The following is a 16,412-nucleotide window of genomic DNA, read 5'->3' as shown; positions in this document are numbered from 1 at the left end:
TCTCTCATTCCTTTTTTATTTGGATGTTTAAACGTATGGATGGCTATAATACGCCTTTATCTTAAAAATACAAGCAACGAATATAAAAAATTAGTCATATTTTCGACAAAATTGTTTTTCTACAAAAGACATAATTTCAGGAAAAATCTCATCTATCGAAATTAAACTTAAATCCATTTCTGTATGCTTTCCAGCTGGTGCTGAAAAACTTAGGCGTTCATCATTAACTGTTTGCCAGCGTAAGGCAGTCGCAGAGCGTCTTGCAGGATAAAAAGCAATGGTTGGAACATTTAACGCACTACTGATATGTAACGGCCCAGTCGAGCCACTAATAAACAAATCGGCACACGCCAAAGAATATGTAAAATCAACCAAACCATCATGACTTTCATATACAACAACATGTTGAGGCTCATGAATGAGTTTTTCAAGTCGCTCTACTCTTTCAAGTTCACCTGGTCCCGCCGTTAATAGTACTTGTGCGTCAAATTTTTCCAATAATGCATGAATAATGTCGGCATATTGCTGTAAAGTTAAATTTGTCGCACTTCCGCCTGAGCCACAATGGACAAAAATCCACTTCTTATCCAATTTTAAAATCCGTTGACTTAGTGCAATTAATTTATTGCGTTGCTGCTCAATTCTTTCTGGATTCAAGAAAAGATAAGGCGCATGCACTTCTATTTGCGATGCATCAATTCCTTCTTCTTGCAGAAAAGCACGTGCTAAATCTAAATTGTATTCATATTCTGGTTTAATAGAATGTGAACGACGTTGTTTAATACGATAGTTATATAGAAGTTGAAAAATTTTCGTTGCTGGCGCAAAACGTTTTTTAATACGACTTAAAAAACAGATTTTAGCATTATGTAAACTCGCATAAAAATTAATCGTAGCATCAAATTGCTGCTCACGTATTTCAGTGATGAGTGCTTTAACTGCTTTTTTATCTTCAGAAGGAACATCCAAGATGATTTTATCAATATAAGGACAAATTTTCGCCATTGGTGCCGTATATTCTGGCACTAATGCTGTAATTTCTAATTCTGGCATAGCTTTTTTGAGCAAGGCTAATGCGGGTAGAATTAACATAAAGTCACCAAGCTTATCATTTCTAATAACCAGTAATTTTTTCATTCCTAAACTCCATCTGAATGATCCTTTTAAAGGGAGCGAATTTTAGCAAACTTCTTGCCGTATTTCTTGCAATTTTTATTAATTTACGTATAATTCCTTCGCTTTTTGTCTATATATACAGAGAAAAAAGTAAGCAATCCCACACGTTGTTTTGTGGGTTTCTTTTTATTTTTAAATTATTAGAGGAAGGTTATGGTAACCATTCGTTTATCTCGTGGTGGCGCTAAAAAACGCCCATTTTATCAAATCGTAGTAGCTGACAGCCGTTGCCCACGCGATGGTCGTTTCATTGAACGTGTTGGTTTTTTCAACCCATTAGCACAAGGTAAAGCAGAACGTCTTCGTGTAAACCTAGAACGTGTTGATGCATGGATGGAAAAAGGTGCAACTTTATCTGACCGTGTTGCTAACTTAGTAAAAGAAGCACGTAAAGCTGCTTAATTACGAAAGATAAAAGGTGAATAAAATGGAACAGCAACAACAAATCGAAGTTGTCGGTAAACTCGGCGCTACTTATGGTATCCGCGGCTGGCTTCGCGTTTATTCATCCACAGAACAAGCTGAAAGTATCTTTGATTACCAGCCTTGGTTTTTAAAAATTAAAGGTCAATGGCAACCTGTTGAATTAGAAAGCTTTAAACATCACAATCATGAATTCATTGCTAAAATTAAAGGCTTTGATGATCGTGAAAGTGCACAAGCGTTAACTAATGCAGAAATTGGGGTAAACCTTGAAGTATTCCCTGAACTTGAAGATGGCGACTACTACTGGCACGATTTAATCGGCTGCCAAGTGGTTAATCTACAAGGTTATAATTTAGGTAAAGTTTCTGAATTAATGGAAACTGGCTCTAATGATGTATTAGTTGTAAAAGCCAACAGCAAAGATGCTTTCGGAAAACAAGAACGGTTAATTCCGTTTTTGTTTGACAATGTAGTTAAAAGAGTCGATCTCAGTACGAAGACTATTGACGTAGACTGGGACGCTGGTTTCTAACCTAAGGTAAACTGAACGGCTTTGCGTCGAACATTAAACACAAGGAATTTTTATGTGGATTGGGGTTATTAGTCTTTTCCCTGAAATGTTTAAAGCTGTATCAGAATACGGGGTAACAGGTCGTGCAGTTAAGCACGATTTACTTGAAATTGAATGTTGGAATCCTCGTGATTTCACATTTGATAAGCATAAAACTGTCGATGACCGCCCTTATGGCGGAGGTCCAGGTATGCTTATGATGGTGCAACCGTTGCGTGATGCAATTCATGCAGCAAAAAAAGTAGCACTATCAAAATGTAATCCAGATTCACCAGATGATGTGAAAGTCATTTATCTTTCCCCTCAAGGTCGTAAATTGGATCAAGCGGGTGTTGAGTCTTTAGCGAAAACTAAGAATCTTATTTTAGTTTGTGGTCGTTATGAAGGCATTGACGAACGTGTAATTGAAACAGAAATCGATGAAGAGTGGTCTATTGGTGATTATGTATTGACGGGTGGTGAATTACCTGCAATGGTATTAATTGATAGCGTTGCACGGTTTATTCCTAACGTATTGGGGAAAATGGCCTCCGCAGAAGAAGATTCTTTTGCTCAAGGTCTTTTAGATTGTCCTCATTATACACGTCCTGAAATCTTAGAAGATCTGGCTGTTCCACCTGTATTGATGTCGGGTAATCATGAAGAAATTCGTAAATGGCGGTTAATGCAATCGCTTGAAAGAACATGGTTACGTCGCCCTGAGCTCTTAGAAGGCCTAGCTCTGACTGACGAACAACAAAAACTGTTAAAGCAAATTAAAGCTAAACACAGTCAATCACAATCAGTTAATTCTAGGAATTAAAAGGTAAACATTATGAGTAACATCATTAAACAAATCGAACAAGAACAATTAAAACAAAACGTACCTAGCTTCCGTCCAGGTGACACTTTAGAAGTTAAAGTATGGGTTGTTGAAGGTAACAAACGTCGTCTTCAAGCATTTGAAGGTGTTGTTATCGCTATCCGTAACCGTGGTTTACACAGTGCATTCACTTTACGTAAAACTTCTAACGGTGTTGGCGTTGAACGTGTATTCCAAACTCACTCTCCAGTGATCGATAGCATCAGCGTTAAACGTAAAGGTGCGGTACGTCAAGCTAAACTTTACTACTTACGTGAACGTTCTGGTAAAGCTGCACGTATCAAAGAACGTCTTGGTAAATAATTTATTTATTACCCAAGTGTGGAAAAGGCTAAACTTAGGTTTAGCCTTTTTTGTTATCTAAATTAAAAAAACACGCCCCAATTTTCATAAATTTTTTTGAAAATTGGGGCGTGTGCTATTTTCTCTAAAAAATTGCAAATAATTCTTTAACACATAACCGTTGTTCGGCGTTCTGACTAATAAAACGTTGTACACGCAATTCTTTAATATAGGCATCATGATAAATCTTACGTGTAAACGGCGTATCATGATTTGAAATAATAACGGGAATATCCAGCTGTTTAGCGGTAGTTCGAGAAATTTCTGCCAAAGTTTCCTGATGCTCTAAGGTAAATTTATTTCCCGCATAGCCTGTAAAATTCGTCGTCTGATCTAATGGTGCGTAAGGAGGATCACAATAAATTACGCAATCATCATCTGCATATTGAAATGCTTCGGTAAAATCTGCACATCTAAATTCTGCTTTTTGAGCTTTTTTTGCGAAATATCGCAACTCTTTCTCGGGGAAATAAATACTTTTAAAACGTCCGAAAGGGACATTAAATTCATTACGCAAGTTATAGCGACACAATCCATTATAGCCAAAACGATTGAGATACAAGAACAAAACCGCACGCTCAAAAGGATGTTTTGATTGATTAAATTTATTTCTCTGATGATAGTAAAAAGCTTCACTATTACTTTTAGGATGTTCAAAATATCTTTTAGCATAGCGGATATATGTTTCAACATCACGCTTTACTAAATTAAACAGATCAATTAAATCGGGATTAATATCAAATAAAAGATAATGTTCAAAATTAGTGTTAAGAAAAACCGAGCCTGCACCGACAAAAGGTTCAATTAAACAAGTTTTATCCGTTGGTAAAACTTGATTAATTTCATGCATAAGACGACCCTTTCCGCCTGCCCATTTTAAAAAAGCACGATGATTTGGCATAGTAATTAAGCTCGATATTTTCATAATAAAAGCAAGTATCAGTGATAACAGGTTTGTAAAACCTGCTCAATATCTGTTTTAGGAATATCACTATCTACATAGCTTTTTCCAAGTGAACGCAATAGGACAAGTCGTATTTGTCCATGCATAACTTTTTTATCGTGTTGCATATGAACAAAAAATTGTTCTACTGGCATATTTTTAGGGATACCCGTAGGTAAGCCAGCCTGTTTTAAAAGATTACATAAAGCTGTAACATCGATTTCTGATAAAACAATTTTATTATCTTCTTTTTGTTTGAGCTTAGCAGAAAGCTTGGTGGCAATATACATACCCACTGCAACTGCTTCACCATGTAACCATTTGCCATATCCCATTTCGGTTTCGATAGCATGCCCAAAGGTATGTCCAAAATTTAATAATGCACGTTGTCCAGTTTCTCTTTCATCTTGCATAACAATATGCGCTTTTAACTGACAACAACGAGAAACTGCATACGCCAATGTTTCAAGATCTAATTGATTTAAATGAGTTATATTCTGAGAAAGCCACGCAAAAAAGTCTTTATCCAGTGCAACACCGTATTTGATGACCTCTGCAAGTCCTGCGGAAACTTCTCGCGATGGTAATGTTTTTAACGTATTAAGATCAATAATGACCGCCTGAGGTGGATAAAATGCTCCTATCATATTTTTTCCCAATGGGTGATTCACTGCTGTTTTTCCACCAACAGAAGAATCGACTTGAGCAAGAAGCGTTGTCGGAACCTGGATAAAGCGAACACCACGTTGATAAGTCGCGGCTGCAAGCCCACACACATCACCAACAACACCACCACCTAATGCAATGAGCATACAATCTCGACCATAATTTTTCTCTAACAATGTTGTATAAATGTGATTGAGCGTTTCTAAATTTTTATAAGCTTCACCATCGCCGATAAAACAAACATTGGTTTCACATCCCAAATCATTTAAGGTCTGACGAAGTGTCTCTAAATAATATTGTGCAACCGTTTCATTGGTAACAATCATCACCTTATCACCTGCTTTTACAGGAAATAATGTGCCATCGCTTAGTAAATTATTACCAATATAAATGGGATACTGTCCATCAGAATGTAAAACGTCCACGCACAACATTATCTTAAGAACCTCTATTAATCTTGAAAATTATCAATAAGATCCACGATCTGATTTGCCATGACTTTTGCACTTTGCTCATCAGTCGTTAAAGTAATATCTGCAATTTCTTCATAAAGTGGATTACGTTCTTTTGCAAGATCTTCCAAAATTGCTCTAGTATCTTCTTCGCCTTGTAATAATGGGCGTTTTTTATCACGTTGTGTACGTTCTACTTGTTTATCGATGGTTGTTTCTAAGTAAATAACAATTCCACGTGCTGACAAATGTTTACGATTTTCTTTTGATAAAATCGCTCCACCACCAGTAGAAATTACGGTGCCTTGTAGCTGAGTTAATTCATTTAAAACGCGCTCTTCACGTTTACGAAAACCCTCTTCACCTTCAATATCAAAGATCCAGCTGATATCTGCCCCCGCACGAGTTTCAATCTCAGTATCAGAATCTACAAAATTCATACCAAGAATTTGAGCGAGTTGGCGACCAATAGTGCTTTTCCCCGCACCCATAGGACCAATTAGAAAAATATTACGCTTTTCTGCCATAACTCTTATCTTAAAATGTCATAAAATTTGAAAAGAATGATCTTATAAAAACACAAACAACCGTCAAAAACGGCTGTAAAAGATCGCTTAAAAAAATGAGTTAGATTTTCTCAATTATTCCTCTCTTTTTCAACCAAAACATCACGATTTTTGGCGATTTGATAATATTCTCAACAATTTTTAACTCCTGTATTTTTACCTAATTAGACAACCATTTTTCTTAAATGAATAAATAAAAAATAAAATTTTTCCTTAGGCTGTTTAAATATTTTTCAACAAAAATAATCTCATGTTACCTTGTGAATTGGTTTTCTATAAAAATTACCTTATACTATTGATCATTTTTTAATGACTAATAGGATTCTTTATGGGATTTTTAGTAAACAAACGTATCTTAATCGCTGGTGTCGCAAGTAATCGCTCTATCGCTTACGGTATTGCACAAGCAATGCACCGTGAAGGTGCTGAACTTGCATTCACTTACCAAAATGAAAAATTAAAACCTCGTGTTGAAAAATTAGCAGCTGAATTTGGCTCAGACATTGTCATTCCATGTGATGTGGCTGATGATGCTAGCATTACTGAATGTTTCAACGAACTTGGTAAAAAATGGGAAAAATTTGACGGTTTCGTCCACTCTATTGCTTATGCGCCAGCAGATCAATTAGATGGAGATTACGTTGATGCTGTAAATCGTGAAGGTTTCCGTATCGCTCATGACATCAGTTCTTATAGCTTTGTTGCTATGGCAAAAGCTGCTCGCCCTATGTTAAACGAAGGTGCAGGCTTAGTGACTTTAACTTACCTTGGTGCAGAACGTGCTATCCCTAACTATAATACTATGGGTCTTGCTAAAGCCTCTCTTGAAGCAAATACACGTTTCATGGCACAAGCAATGGGAAAAGATGGCGTACGTGTTAATGCAATTTCAGCGGGTCCAATCCGCACTCTTGCTGCATCAGGTATTAAAAATTTCAAAAAAATGCTTGCAGCCTGCGAAAAAACAACCCCTATCCGCCGTACAGTAACAATCGAAGATGTTGGTAATACCGCCGCTTTCTTATGCTCTCCATTAGCGAGCGGAATCTCTGGTGAAGTTATCCATGTTGACGGTGGCTTTAGTATCGTTGCTATGAGTGAATTAGCAGACGAAGAATAAACTTCTTTGCCGCACTCTCCGAGTGCGGTTTTTTCTTTTTTAGATTTAATTATTATGTTTCAAGATAATCCTTTACTTGCTCAATTAAAACAAAAAATCCATGATGCAAAACCCAAAGTGGAAGGTATCGTCCGTGCAACCGATAAATCGTATGGCTTTTTAGAATGCGATAAAAATAGCTATTTTCTCCCGCCTCCGGCAATGAAAAAGTTAGTCCATGGCGATAAAATCCGTGCGGCAATCGAAACAATTGGAGATAAAGAGCAAGCGGAACCATTAGAATTAATAGAACCAATGCTTACTCGCTTTATTGCGAAAGTACGTTTTAATAAAGATAATAAATTACAAGTCATTGTTGATCATCCGCAAATTAATCAACCTATTGGTGCCAAACAAGCAAAATCCCTCACTGAATCATTACAAGCAGGTGACTGGGTTGTTGCTACACTAAAAACACATCCATTACGTGATGACCGCTTTCTCTTTGCAGAAATTACGCAATTTATTTGTCATGAAGATGATGAATTTGCACCTTGGTGGGTAACACTAGCAAAACATGAACAATCTCGTTACCCTGTCGAAGGTCAAGCAGAATATCACATGTTAGATACACAAGAACGCCTTGATTTAACTGATTTACATTTTGTAACCATCGATAGCGAAAGCACTCAAGACATGGATGATGCCCTGTATATCGAACCAACACTAAATGAAAATAATCAACAAGTTGGTTGGAAAATGGTTGTAGCTATCGCAGATCCGACCGCTTATATTGCAGAAGATAGCGATATTGAATCGGCGGCAAGACAGCGTTGCTTCACAAACTATTTACCAGGATTTAATATCCCAATGTTGCCACGTGAACTTGCTGATGATCTTTGTTCCCTTACCCCAAATGATACTAAAGCAGCCCTTGTTTGTACCATCCAAACAGATATGCATGGTAACGTCATTGAAAAACCTGTTTTCGTATCAGCTTATGTGCAATCAAAAGCGAAATTAGCCTACGATAAAGTTTCTGATTATCTTGAAAAAGTAGCAGATGCGTGGCAACCAGAAGATGAAAAAACATTAGCGCAAATTAATTACTTATTCCAATTTACTAAGACACGTATCGAGTGGCGTAAACAAAATTCTTTATTATTTAAAGAAAATCCTGATTACTCTTTTGAACTTGCTGAAAATGGTAAAGTCCTTGCTATTCATGCAAGTTATCGTCGCATTGCAAATCAAATCGTAGAAGAAGCCATGATTCTTGCCAATATGTGTGCCGCTGAATACCTAAATGAAAATATCGGGTGTGGTATTTTCAACACTCACATGGGATTTGATAGTAAAAATCTTACCGCAGCTAAAGAGTTTCTACTCAATCAAGTCACATTAGAAGATAAAGCAACACGTTATACAGAAGAAACATTATCTACTTTAGATGGATATCGCCAAATGCGTCAAGATATTGATGATGCAGACAGTGACTATTTAGAATTACGCTTACGTCGTTACCTCACTTTTGCTGAGTTTAAACCGCAACTTGCTCCGCATTTTGGATTGGGTCTAACAGGTTATGCAACTTGGACGTCACCGATTCGTAAATATAGCGATATGGTAAACCATCGTCTAATTAAATCTTTCATTCAAGGCAAAACAGATTTTACCGAACCTTCTGAGAATGTACTGCAACGCTTACAAGAGGCTCGTCGTCAAAATCGTTTGGTTGAACGTGATATCGCAGATTGGTTGTATTGTCGTTATCTCGCAGATAAAGTTGAAGCAAAACCACAATTTGATGCTAAAATTCAAGATATCAGTCGTGGTGGAATGCGTGTACAATTAACTGAAAATGGTGCAAGTATTTTCGTGCCAGCATCAACAATTACCGAAAATAAAGATGATTACCAGTTTAATAGTGACGAACTGGCACTTTATATTAAAGGTGAACGTCGCTACAAGATTGGAGATATCGTAAATATCCAGCTAAGTGAAGTAAAAGAAGAAACAAGAAGCTTAATTGGGGTATTAATTTCCGAATAAATAATTAAAAATTTTTCGGAAAATAGGGGCGTATAGTTTTCGCCCCTTAGAATAATGAATACTGGCTAAGAGAAGATGGAAGTATTCTTTTGCCTTGTATAAATCTTTTCTAAAAATTATGTAAATTACAATAAGGTAAAACTATGAAAAAAATTGCAGTATTAACAAGTGGTGGTGATGCACCAGGGATGAATGCCGCTATTCGTGGAGTTGTACGTTCTGCATTAAAATCAGGACTTGAGGTTTTTGGGATTTATGAGGGGTACTATGGTTTATATCACGATAAAATTAAACCACTAGATCGCTATTCAGTCTCAGATATCATCAACCGTGGTGGTACAATTCTTGGCTCTGCACGTTTTCCAGAATTTAAAAATCCAGAAATCCGTGCAAAATGTGCTGATATCTTACGTTCGCATAATATTGATGCGCTTGTTGTTATCGGTGGGGACGGTTCTTATATGGGAGCAAAACTCTTGACTGAAGAACACGGTATCCAATGTATCGGTATCCCAGGCACTATTGATAATGATGTTGCAGGTACAGACTATACTATTGGTTATCAAACCGCATTGGAAACAGCCGTTGAAGCAGTCGATCGTTTACGAGATACTTCAAGTTCCCACCAACGTATTTCTATTTTAGAAATCATGGGTCGTCACTGCAGTGACTTAACTATCGCAGCAGGTATTGCTGGCGGTGCGGAATATATCGTGCCATCCGAAATGGAATTTAATCGTGAAGAGTTAATTCGTAAGATTGAACGTTGTATTGCAAAAGGTAAACGTCATGCGATTATTTGTATTACGGAAATGATCTGTGATGTAAATCAGCTTGCTCGTGAAATTGAATCTCGTGTGCATAAAGAAACTCGTGCAACTGTTCTTGGTCACGTCCAACGTGGCGGTTCACCTTGTGCATTTGACCGCATTCTTGGCTCACGTATGGGAGCTTATGCAGTCGATTTACTTCTTGCTGGTAAAGGTGGCTACTGTGTAGGTATTCAAAATGAACATCTTGTTCATCACGATATTATTGATGCTATCAATAACATGCAACGTGAATTCAAAAAAGGTCTATTGGAATTAGCTGAACGCTTAGAATAACTTTTTTACTGCAATTTAAATTTACATAAAATCCCAGTTTTTCAACTGGGATTTTTTATATATAAAAAAATACCCTCATTACATAATGAGGGCATAAAAGGCACTAATAATCAAAGATTATTTGTTATTTGCACGTGCATAAGAATCTAAAATTTCTTTACGTGCAGCTTCAACATCGCCCCAACCTTCAACTTTTACCCATTTACCTTTTTCTAATGCTTTGTAGCTTTCGAAGAAGTGTTGGATTTGTGCTTTTAATAAAGCTGGAACGTCATCGATGTTTTGAATGTGGCTGTATTCTTTAGATAGTTTTTCGTGTGGTACAGCGATGATTTTTGCATCTGGACCATTTTCGTCAGTCATTAATAATACGCCAACTGGACGGCAACGAATTACAGAACCTGGTAGAAGTGGGTACGGAGTTGGTACTAATACGTCAACTGGGTCGCCATCTTCAGAAAGAGTATGGTTTACATAACCGTAGTTTGCTGGGTAGAACATTGCAGTTGCCATAAAACGGTCAACGAATAAAGCACCGCTTTCTTTGTCAACTTCGTATTTAATTGGATCTGCATTCGCAGGAATTTCGATTACTGCATAAATATCATCAGGTAATTCTTTACCTGCAGGAACGTTTAATAAACTCATTTCTATTTCCTCTCGGTTTATTATAAATACTTTTCAATTATAACTTAATTTTAACTTTTTTGTCGAGATAAGCAATATAGCTCTCGCCTATCAACTTATTAAAGATGAGGCATCAATTTCGCCATTATTTCCAATAAATCGAACTTCAGGTTCTAAAGCTACGCCAAATTTTGCCAAAACTTTTTCACGCACATAGCGTGCCAACGCTACTACATCATCTGCAGTCGCATTTCCTACATTAACTAAAACAAGTGCTTGTTTAGGATGAACTTTTGCACCGCCAATTTGATAACCTTTTAACTGGCACTGATCAATCAACCAGCCTGCGGCTAATTTTACTGTACCATCTGTTTGTGGATAATGTGGCATTTGTGGATATTGTTTTTCTAATACAGAAAAAATATCTTGATCAACAATAGGATTTTTAAAAAAACTTCCTGCATTACCTTCAATACGAGGATCCGGCAGTTTATTTGCCCGAATTTCGCAGACTTTATCAAATATTCCTTGTGGCGTTCTTAATTCAATAGGTAGTATTGCTAATTCCCCATATGTTACTTGTGGTTGCCATTTCTTCGGTAATTTAAAGGTAACTTCAATAATAATATGACGATCCTTTAAAGCATGTTTAAAAATACTTTCACGGTAACCAAATTGACATTCGTCGTTAGTCAAAGTTGAAATATTTTGTGTATCTAAATCAAGCACTTTGACTTCTTTTAGAAAGTCCTTCACTTCAACGCCATAAGCCCCAATATTTTGGATAGGAGCAGAACCAACGCATCCTGGAATTAACGCTAAATTTTCTAAACCACCGATACCTTGTTGTACACACCATTTCACAAACTGATGCCAATTTTCGCCACCAGCAATTGTTAAATAATGATAATCATCATCTTCATAATGTTTTTTACCCAACATGCGGTTGATAGCAACTGTTCCTGAAAAATTTTCAGTAAAAAGAACATCACTTCCTTCTCCAATAAAAAGAAACGGTTTTTCAAGTACTTTAGTTTTCTGATAACACGCTAATAGTTGAGGAAGTGTTGTAATTTCTTCTACTGCAAATGCATTAACAGGAATAGAAAAGGTATGAAACCTTTTTAAATCATGCATAAATCTTCTTACCTAAATATGTTTTCTATTTGCTTTAAAAATTAATCTGATTTCTGTACCTTGATTATTTAAGATAGACAAGCGGGCCCCTAATCGATTTGCACGTTCAGTCATAATATTTAAACCATAATGCCCTGTCGGTTCATCTAAACTCTTAATCCCTACACCATCATCTTTCACAAGAATTTCATATTCACCATCTTCATTAATATGAGCAATAACATCTAAATGTTTTGCATTAGAATGCTTAATCGCATTTAAAATTGCTTCACGGATAATCTGTAAAATATGAATAAGATCTTGAGCACTAAAGACTTCTGTCGGCAAATCACAATCCACATCCATAACAATATTAGTTTGTGATTGAAGCGAATTAACTACCTCAACTAAGGTTGTCTTCAAATTTGCCTCTTGAATAGTCAATCGGAATGTTGCCAATAACTCACGTAGCTGCGAATAAGCAGATACTAATGCATCTTCAAAATCATTCACTATCGTCATAGTTCCAGCACTAATATTTTCCTCTTTAGATAGCGAACGTTTTAATAATGAAAGTTGTATTTTTAAAAATGATAATACTTGAGCTAAACTATCGTGTAACTCACGGGCAATGATACTACGTTCTTCCAAGATCAATAGATATTCTTGCTGTTTTTGTACTTCGTAATAATATAACGCACGTGCGATCATTTGTGTCGCATTTTTAATCATTCGTTCATCTGTACGAGTTAATGACTGCCAATATGAAGTACCTAAAACATAGTCATCAATAACCAATTTTTCCTGTTGCATAGCTAAGAGCTCTTTTTTCTCGCCTAATTCAACATTCCAACTTGGCTGATTTTTGATTTCTAATTTTAAATACATAAAGTTTTCACAATCAAAAATTTTTCGTAAAACTTCTAGCAATAAAGGATAAGATAATTTTTTACCCGTTAAAATCTGAGAACATTCATATAATGTCGTCAATCGACGATTCACTTTAGCCAGTTTCTCAGTTTTTTCATTCATACGCCCTTCAAGTTTCACATATAACTGCTTCAACGTATTTGACATTTGCGTAAATGCACATCCCAAATGCCCAATCTCATTGTCCTCACTGGTTTCAACAAGAATATTTTCAAATTGTCCAATCTGAATTTGTGAACTTGCTAGCATCAACATTTTTAGCGGTTTAGTTACTCGTTGATAAAGGAAAAAAATAAGATAAGAAACAATGAAAATGATGATAACGACCATCCCTAAAAGAAAGTGTACAATGATCTCATTACGTCTATCCATATATTTTTGTAATAACAGAACAAAATTATCGATTTGGTTGACATAACTTTTCAAATCACTGCGATACAATCGATAATTAGACTCATATGCATATTGTTTCATCTGAGTCCAACTTTTTATGATTTCTTGATACCCCACTTTTATCTTACGGGGAACAAAATACTGTCGATCTAAATCAGTTAAAATGGTCGCAGATAATGTTGAACTATGTAGTAACATTTTAAGCTGTACATCTTGCTTATTTTCATGCTCCATTGCATACAAAAGTTGATAAGCTTGTGTACGTAATGAACCAGTAGTATTAATCAATTCTGCATCCGAACGATGGCTTGCAATAATCAACATACCAACACTCGTCATGATACCTGCTAATAATAAAATTAATAATAGATAGGTACCAATTTTTACTGCAATAGATGTTCTTCTAATCATAAAATTTTTTCCCTAAACAACAAAGATGACTATTGTATAACAAATCTAAGCACTATTAGCTAAATTTGATTAATTTTTTATGAAGACTCTCAAATAACAAGCAAGATTATTCGTTAAACTAGGTATAAAAAAAGCCACTTCCAAAACTGAAAGTGGCTTGTTGCACTAAGAGAAATGAGGATTATATATGCTTAAGATTTATTAGAAATCAACTTCAGTGTTGTAGTACGCTGTTTTGAAAAGGGCGGTCATTACAGCGTTGTTGATCTCATAAGAGATAATACTTGTACAAGGGGCAAGTACTACCTTTAAAGCAATTTCGCCTACACGATTTAGGAGGAGTTTCTTGAAAGTCCGTAATCTTTGAAACTCACTAGTATGTTCATACCGTTATGTGAACAGTACCTAAAATTGCATTCGAAAATGCCATACCTGCAAGATTTTGTGCAACATGCACACTTTACATGCTTCCATGTCCCAACGATAAAAGACAATGAGATTCTCCATAATCATTTCAATTGTTTTTATCGCCAACGTATCATAAATAGGGCTGCTACGTCATTGGTGTAAAGCTTCAATTGCATTAATTAGAGCGTCCCTCTCTATATTTGCAACTAAATCTTGCGGTAATATTTCTATCAAAATTATATACTTAAACGCTACATCTAATTCGATGTTGAAGTCAGCGCCAAAATATTTAATACTACTTGTTATTAAATAGTGACTGAAGATAAAGAGATTTCAATCATAGCAACGCTCGTCATCGCCACCATAACAAAATAACTTTTCACACAGCTTTGATAGAGAAAATTGTTTTACAGCTTTCTCAACTTATATCGTTTCTGCTGCATTAATTGGTAAATCATTACCATCCCAACCACAAAGTCGAGATAAAATTCATTTTCACCAGATTGCAAAACAGATTACTAAGCCATAGTAAAAATCATGCTTCCAAGACTGGCTTAACGTAACCACTTTAAAAATAAAGTGTTTTACTTCTTTCAAATAAAAACTACCATCACTAATAGCAATAAATTAACTAATTAGATAGCTAATTAATTCACTGTCGTTTAGTCCCATAAACTTTTCAGAATCTTATTTAGTTTAATTAATAGCAGTTCCTGTTTCTTGTGGCGTACTATACTCCCCCCTACTATAGTTCGCAAGAAGGCACTTTTTAGTGTACCAGGCACCTTTTGGTATGATTTACGTAATAACAAGGATTTATGTAGAAAATTTTTTTTAATTTTTTGTAAACACCAAAAAATATCGTATTAAATACATACAATTTTGTCCGTAAAAAATAAAATGACGCCCTGCTTTTCAAAAAAATTTATTTCTACTCAATAAAAATGCCACTAATCTTTCAGTGGCATACAATCTAAAGTTATTTAACGTCCTTCATTAACAACATCAATCATATGTTGTACTTTTTTAGGCGCGTTCCCAATAAAAATTTGTCCATCATACAAAACAACAGGACGTGCCAAGAATGTATAATGTTCCAATAAATAATGCTTATAGCCCTCTTCTGTAAGATTTTTACTTTTTAAATCAAGCTGACGATAAAGCTGAGCACGTTTACTAAATAACTTCTCATAGCTTCCTGTATATTGGTAAAGCTCATCTAACTGAGCTTCAGTTAATGGCTGTTCTTTAATATTTTGAATATCAAAACGTTCTTTATCTTTAATCTGATCTAAGATTTTTTGACAAGTTGAACAATTCAAAAGTGTATAAATTTTATTCATAAAATATCCTCAATGTGTTTCATATAACGGTTAAAATAATAACGAATTACCATTAAGCACTTCAAGTTATTTAAAATAAATCACTAAAAATAGCTGACCATAATGATTTCAACGTATAGCGTGTTAGTTGTGCTTTACTTTCTAACAATCTAAAGGTCGTTACTAAATAATGTCCATCGCCAACATAATCTAATCGGAAGAAGATCCTTGTCCCCTTTCTAAACGAATCCCATTTCGTGGCATGTTGTACTTTGCTTAGGTAATAATGCTTTTGTCCCGATAAAACCGTAGCATATTCATTATTTTTTGCAATCACTTTCCCCATACGAGAAATAGAATGATGAACGTAATGAGGATTAAGTAATTCAATAGCCTTAGCAAAAAATTTTCCACTCGCCATACGTGTTGGAAGAAATGCCACACAAAATCCAACAGCAAGTTTATCCCATAGCTTATGATTATATTCACGTGTAAATACGTAAGAAATCCCATTAGTAAAGGCATAACCATATTCCTGGTTAATAAAAGTAATTGTTCCTTCTAACTTTTTCATATTAACTACGATACCGCTTGAGTTAATGATTTAAATTATGATTCTAAAATAACAAGATCTTATAAAGAACTAAAAACTCACTGAAAGAACCGATATGCTCAATGTCCAAACGATATTCGCTTTATAAAATAGCAATTCATTTCACTTTATAAATAATCATATAATTTCTTAAAATCTATGTGCTTGAACTTACTTCTCTAAACTACATAAATTTCACGGAAAATCGAGGCATGTTAAATGAATATTTAGAAAATAAAGAAATCGCTTTATTGTTTTAATGATCTTAAAAAATCACTTTTAACTTAGAATCAAAAACAATATTCCCCATCTTATAACTTATAAATAGATTTCACGTCTTTCCAAAACAAAA

16 protein-coding genes are annotated in these 16,412 nt (G+C 35.3%); 7 read left to right on the top strand and 9 right to left on the bottom strand.

The genetic code is table 11. The annotated features are described in order from the left end of the window. Window positions 1–90: 90 nt before the first annotated feature. The gene (locus EL259_RS05605) at window positions 91–1,137 is read right to left on the bottom strand and encodes a glycosyltransferase family 9 protein (RefSeq protein ID WP_126599774.1); all 1,047 of its coding nucleotides are present in this window, start codon (window positions 1,135–1,137) and stop codon (window positions 91–93) included. Window positions 1,138–1,329: 192 nt separating this feature from the next. On the opposite strand from EL259_RS05605, the gene rpsP reads away from it, so the two are divergent. The 4 genes from rpsP to rplS are packed head-to-tail and all read left to right on the top strand — an operon-like array spanning window position 1,330 to window position 3,338. Next, window positions 1,330–1,578 (top strand): 30S ribosomal protein S16, encoded by a 249-nt coding sequence (gene rpsP, locus EL259_RS05600; RefSeq protein ID WP_126599772.1) that lies wholly within the window; start codon window positions 1,330–1,332, stop codon window positions 1,576–1,578. Window positions 1,579–1,603: 25 nt separating this feature from the next. Continuing rightward, on the top strand, window positions 1,604–2,134 hold the full coding sequence (gene rimM, locus EL259_RS05595) for a ribosome maturation factor RimM (RefSeq protein WP_126599770.1): 531 nt from the start codon (window positions 1,604–1,606) through the stop codon (window positions 2,132–2,134). Window positions 2,135–2,186: 52 nt separating this feature from the next. Continuing rightward, window positions 2,187–2,975, top strand: a complete 789-nt coding sequence (gene trmD / locus EL259_RS05590) for a tRNA (guanosine(37)-N1)-methyltransferase TrmD (protein ID WP_126599768.1) — start codon at window positions 2,187–2,189, stop codon at window positions 2,973–2,975. A gap of 12 nt (window positions 2,976–2,987) precedes the next feature. Beyond that, a complete protein-coding gene (gene rplS, locus EL259_RS05585; RefSeq protein WP_126599766.1) occupies window positions 2,988–3,338 on the top strand; it encodes a 50S ribosomal protein L19 in 351 nt (116 codons plus the stop codon). A gap of 124 nt (window positions 3,339–3,462) precedes the next feature. On the opposite strand, the gene EL259_RS05580 is transcribed toward rplS, so the two are convergent. Genes EL259_RS05580 through aroK form a run of 3 tightly spaced genes read right to left on the bottom strand, consistent with a single transcriptional unit; the run spans window position 3,463 to window position 5,965 of the window. Continuing rightward, window positions 3,463–4,278, bottom strand: coding sequence for a Dam family site-specific DNA-(adenine-N6)-methyltransferase (locus tag EL259_RS05580; RefSeq protein WP_232019020.1), 816 nt, complete (start codon window positions 4,276–4,278; stop codon window positions 3,463–3,465). A gap of 38 nt (window positions 4,279–4,316) precedes the next feature. Further along, the gene (gene aroB, locus EL259_RS05575; protein WP_126599762.1) at window positions 4,317–5,420 is read right to left on the bottom strand and encodes a 3-dehydroquinate synthase; all 1,104 of its coding nucleotides are present in this window, start codon (window positions 5,418–5,420) and stop codon (window positions 4,317–4,319) included. A gap of 17 nt (window positions 5,421–5,437) precedes the next feature. Beyond that, the gene (gene aroK, locus EL259_RS05570; RefSeq protein ID WP_126599761.1) at window positions 5,438–5,965 is read right to left on the bottom strand and encodes a shikimate kinase AroK; all 528 of its coding nucleotides are present in this window, start codon (window positions 5,963–5,965) and stop codon (window positions 5,438–5,440) included. 367 nt (window positions 5,966–6,332) lie between these two features. On the opposite strand from aroK, the gene fabI reads away from it, so the two are divergent. From fabI to pfkA, 3 genes are all read left to right on the top strand, one after another. Next, a complete protein-coding gene (gene fabI / locus EL259_RS05565; protein ID WP_126599759.1) occupies window positions 6,333–7,124 on the top strand; it encodes an enoyl-ACP reductase FabI in 792 nt (263 codons plus the stop codon). 54 nt (window positions 7,125–7,178) lie between these two features. Further along, complete coding sequence (gene rnb, locus EL259_RS05560; protein WP_126599757.1) at window positions 7,179–9,155, top strand: exoribonuclease II; 1,977 nt, start codon at window positions 7,179–7,181, stop codon at window positions 9,153–9,155. Window positions 9,156–9,298: 143 nt separating this feature from the next. Continuing rightward, entirely contained in the window at window positions 9,299–10,261 is a 963-nt protein-coding gene (pfkA, locus tag EL259_RS05555; RefSeq protein WP_126599755.1) for a 6-phosphofructokinase, read from the top strand. A gap of 117 nt (window positions 10,262–10,378) precedes the next feature. Here the strand turns inward: pfkA and ppa are convergent, their stop codons facing one another. The 5 genes from ppa to EL259_RS05530 all read right to left on the bottom strand — a co-directional run bounded on the left by ppa (window position 10,379) and on the right by EL259_RS05530 (window position 16,042). Then, window positions 10,379–10,909: an inorganic diphosphatase gene (gene ppa, locus EL259_RS05550; protein ID WP_126599753.1), complete on the bottom strand. Its 531-nt coding sequence runs from the start codon at window positions 10,907–10,909 to the stop codon at window positions 10,379–10,381. A gap of 90 nt (window positions 10,910–10,999) precedes the next feature. Beyond that, on the bottom strand, window positions 11,000–12,025 hold the full coding sequence (murB, locus tag EL259_RS05545; protein WP_126599751.1) for a UDP-N-acetylmuramate dehydrogenase: 1,026 nt from the start codon (window positions 12,023–12,025) through the stop codon (window positions 11,000–11,002). A gap of 12 nt (window positions 12,026–12,037) precedes the next feature. After that, on the bottom strand, window positions 12,038–13,738 hold the full coding sequence (gene narQ / locus EL259_RS05540; RefSeq protein WP_126599749.1) for a nitrate/nitrite two-component system sensor histidine kinase NarQ: 1,701 nt from the start codon (window positions 13,736–13,738) through the stop codon (window positions 12,038–12,040). Between the two features lie 1,391 nt (window positions 13,739–15,129). After that, window positions 15,130–15,489: an arsenate reductase family protein gene (locus tag EL259_RS05535; protein WP_126599747.1), complete on the bottom strand. Its 360-nt coding sequence runs from the start codon at window positions 15,487–15,489 to the stop codon at window positions 15,130–15,132. Between the two features lie 70 nt (window positions 15,490–15,559). Continuing rightward, a complete protein-coding gene (locus tag EL259_RS05530) occupies window positions 15,560–16,042 on the bottom strand; it encodes a hypothetical protein (protein ID WP_126599745.1) in 483 nt (160 codons plus the stop codon). Between the last annotated feature and the right edge of the window lie 370 nt (window positions 16,043–16,412).

The sequence above is a fragment of the Actinobacillus delphinicola genome, from assembly GCF_900638385.1.
Classification (GTDB): domain Bacteria; phylum Pseudomonadota; class Gammaproteobacteria; order Enterobacterales; family Pasteurellaceae; genus Actinobacillus_C; species Actinobacillus_C delphinicola.
The sequence above is the reverse complement of the archived record's forward strand: the minus strand, read 5'-3'. Positions and strand labels throughout refer to the sequence as shown.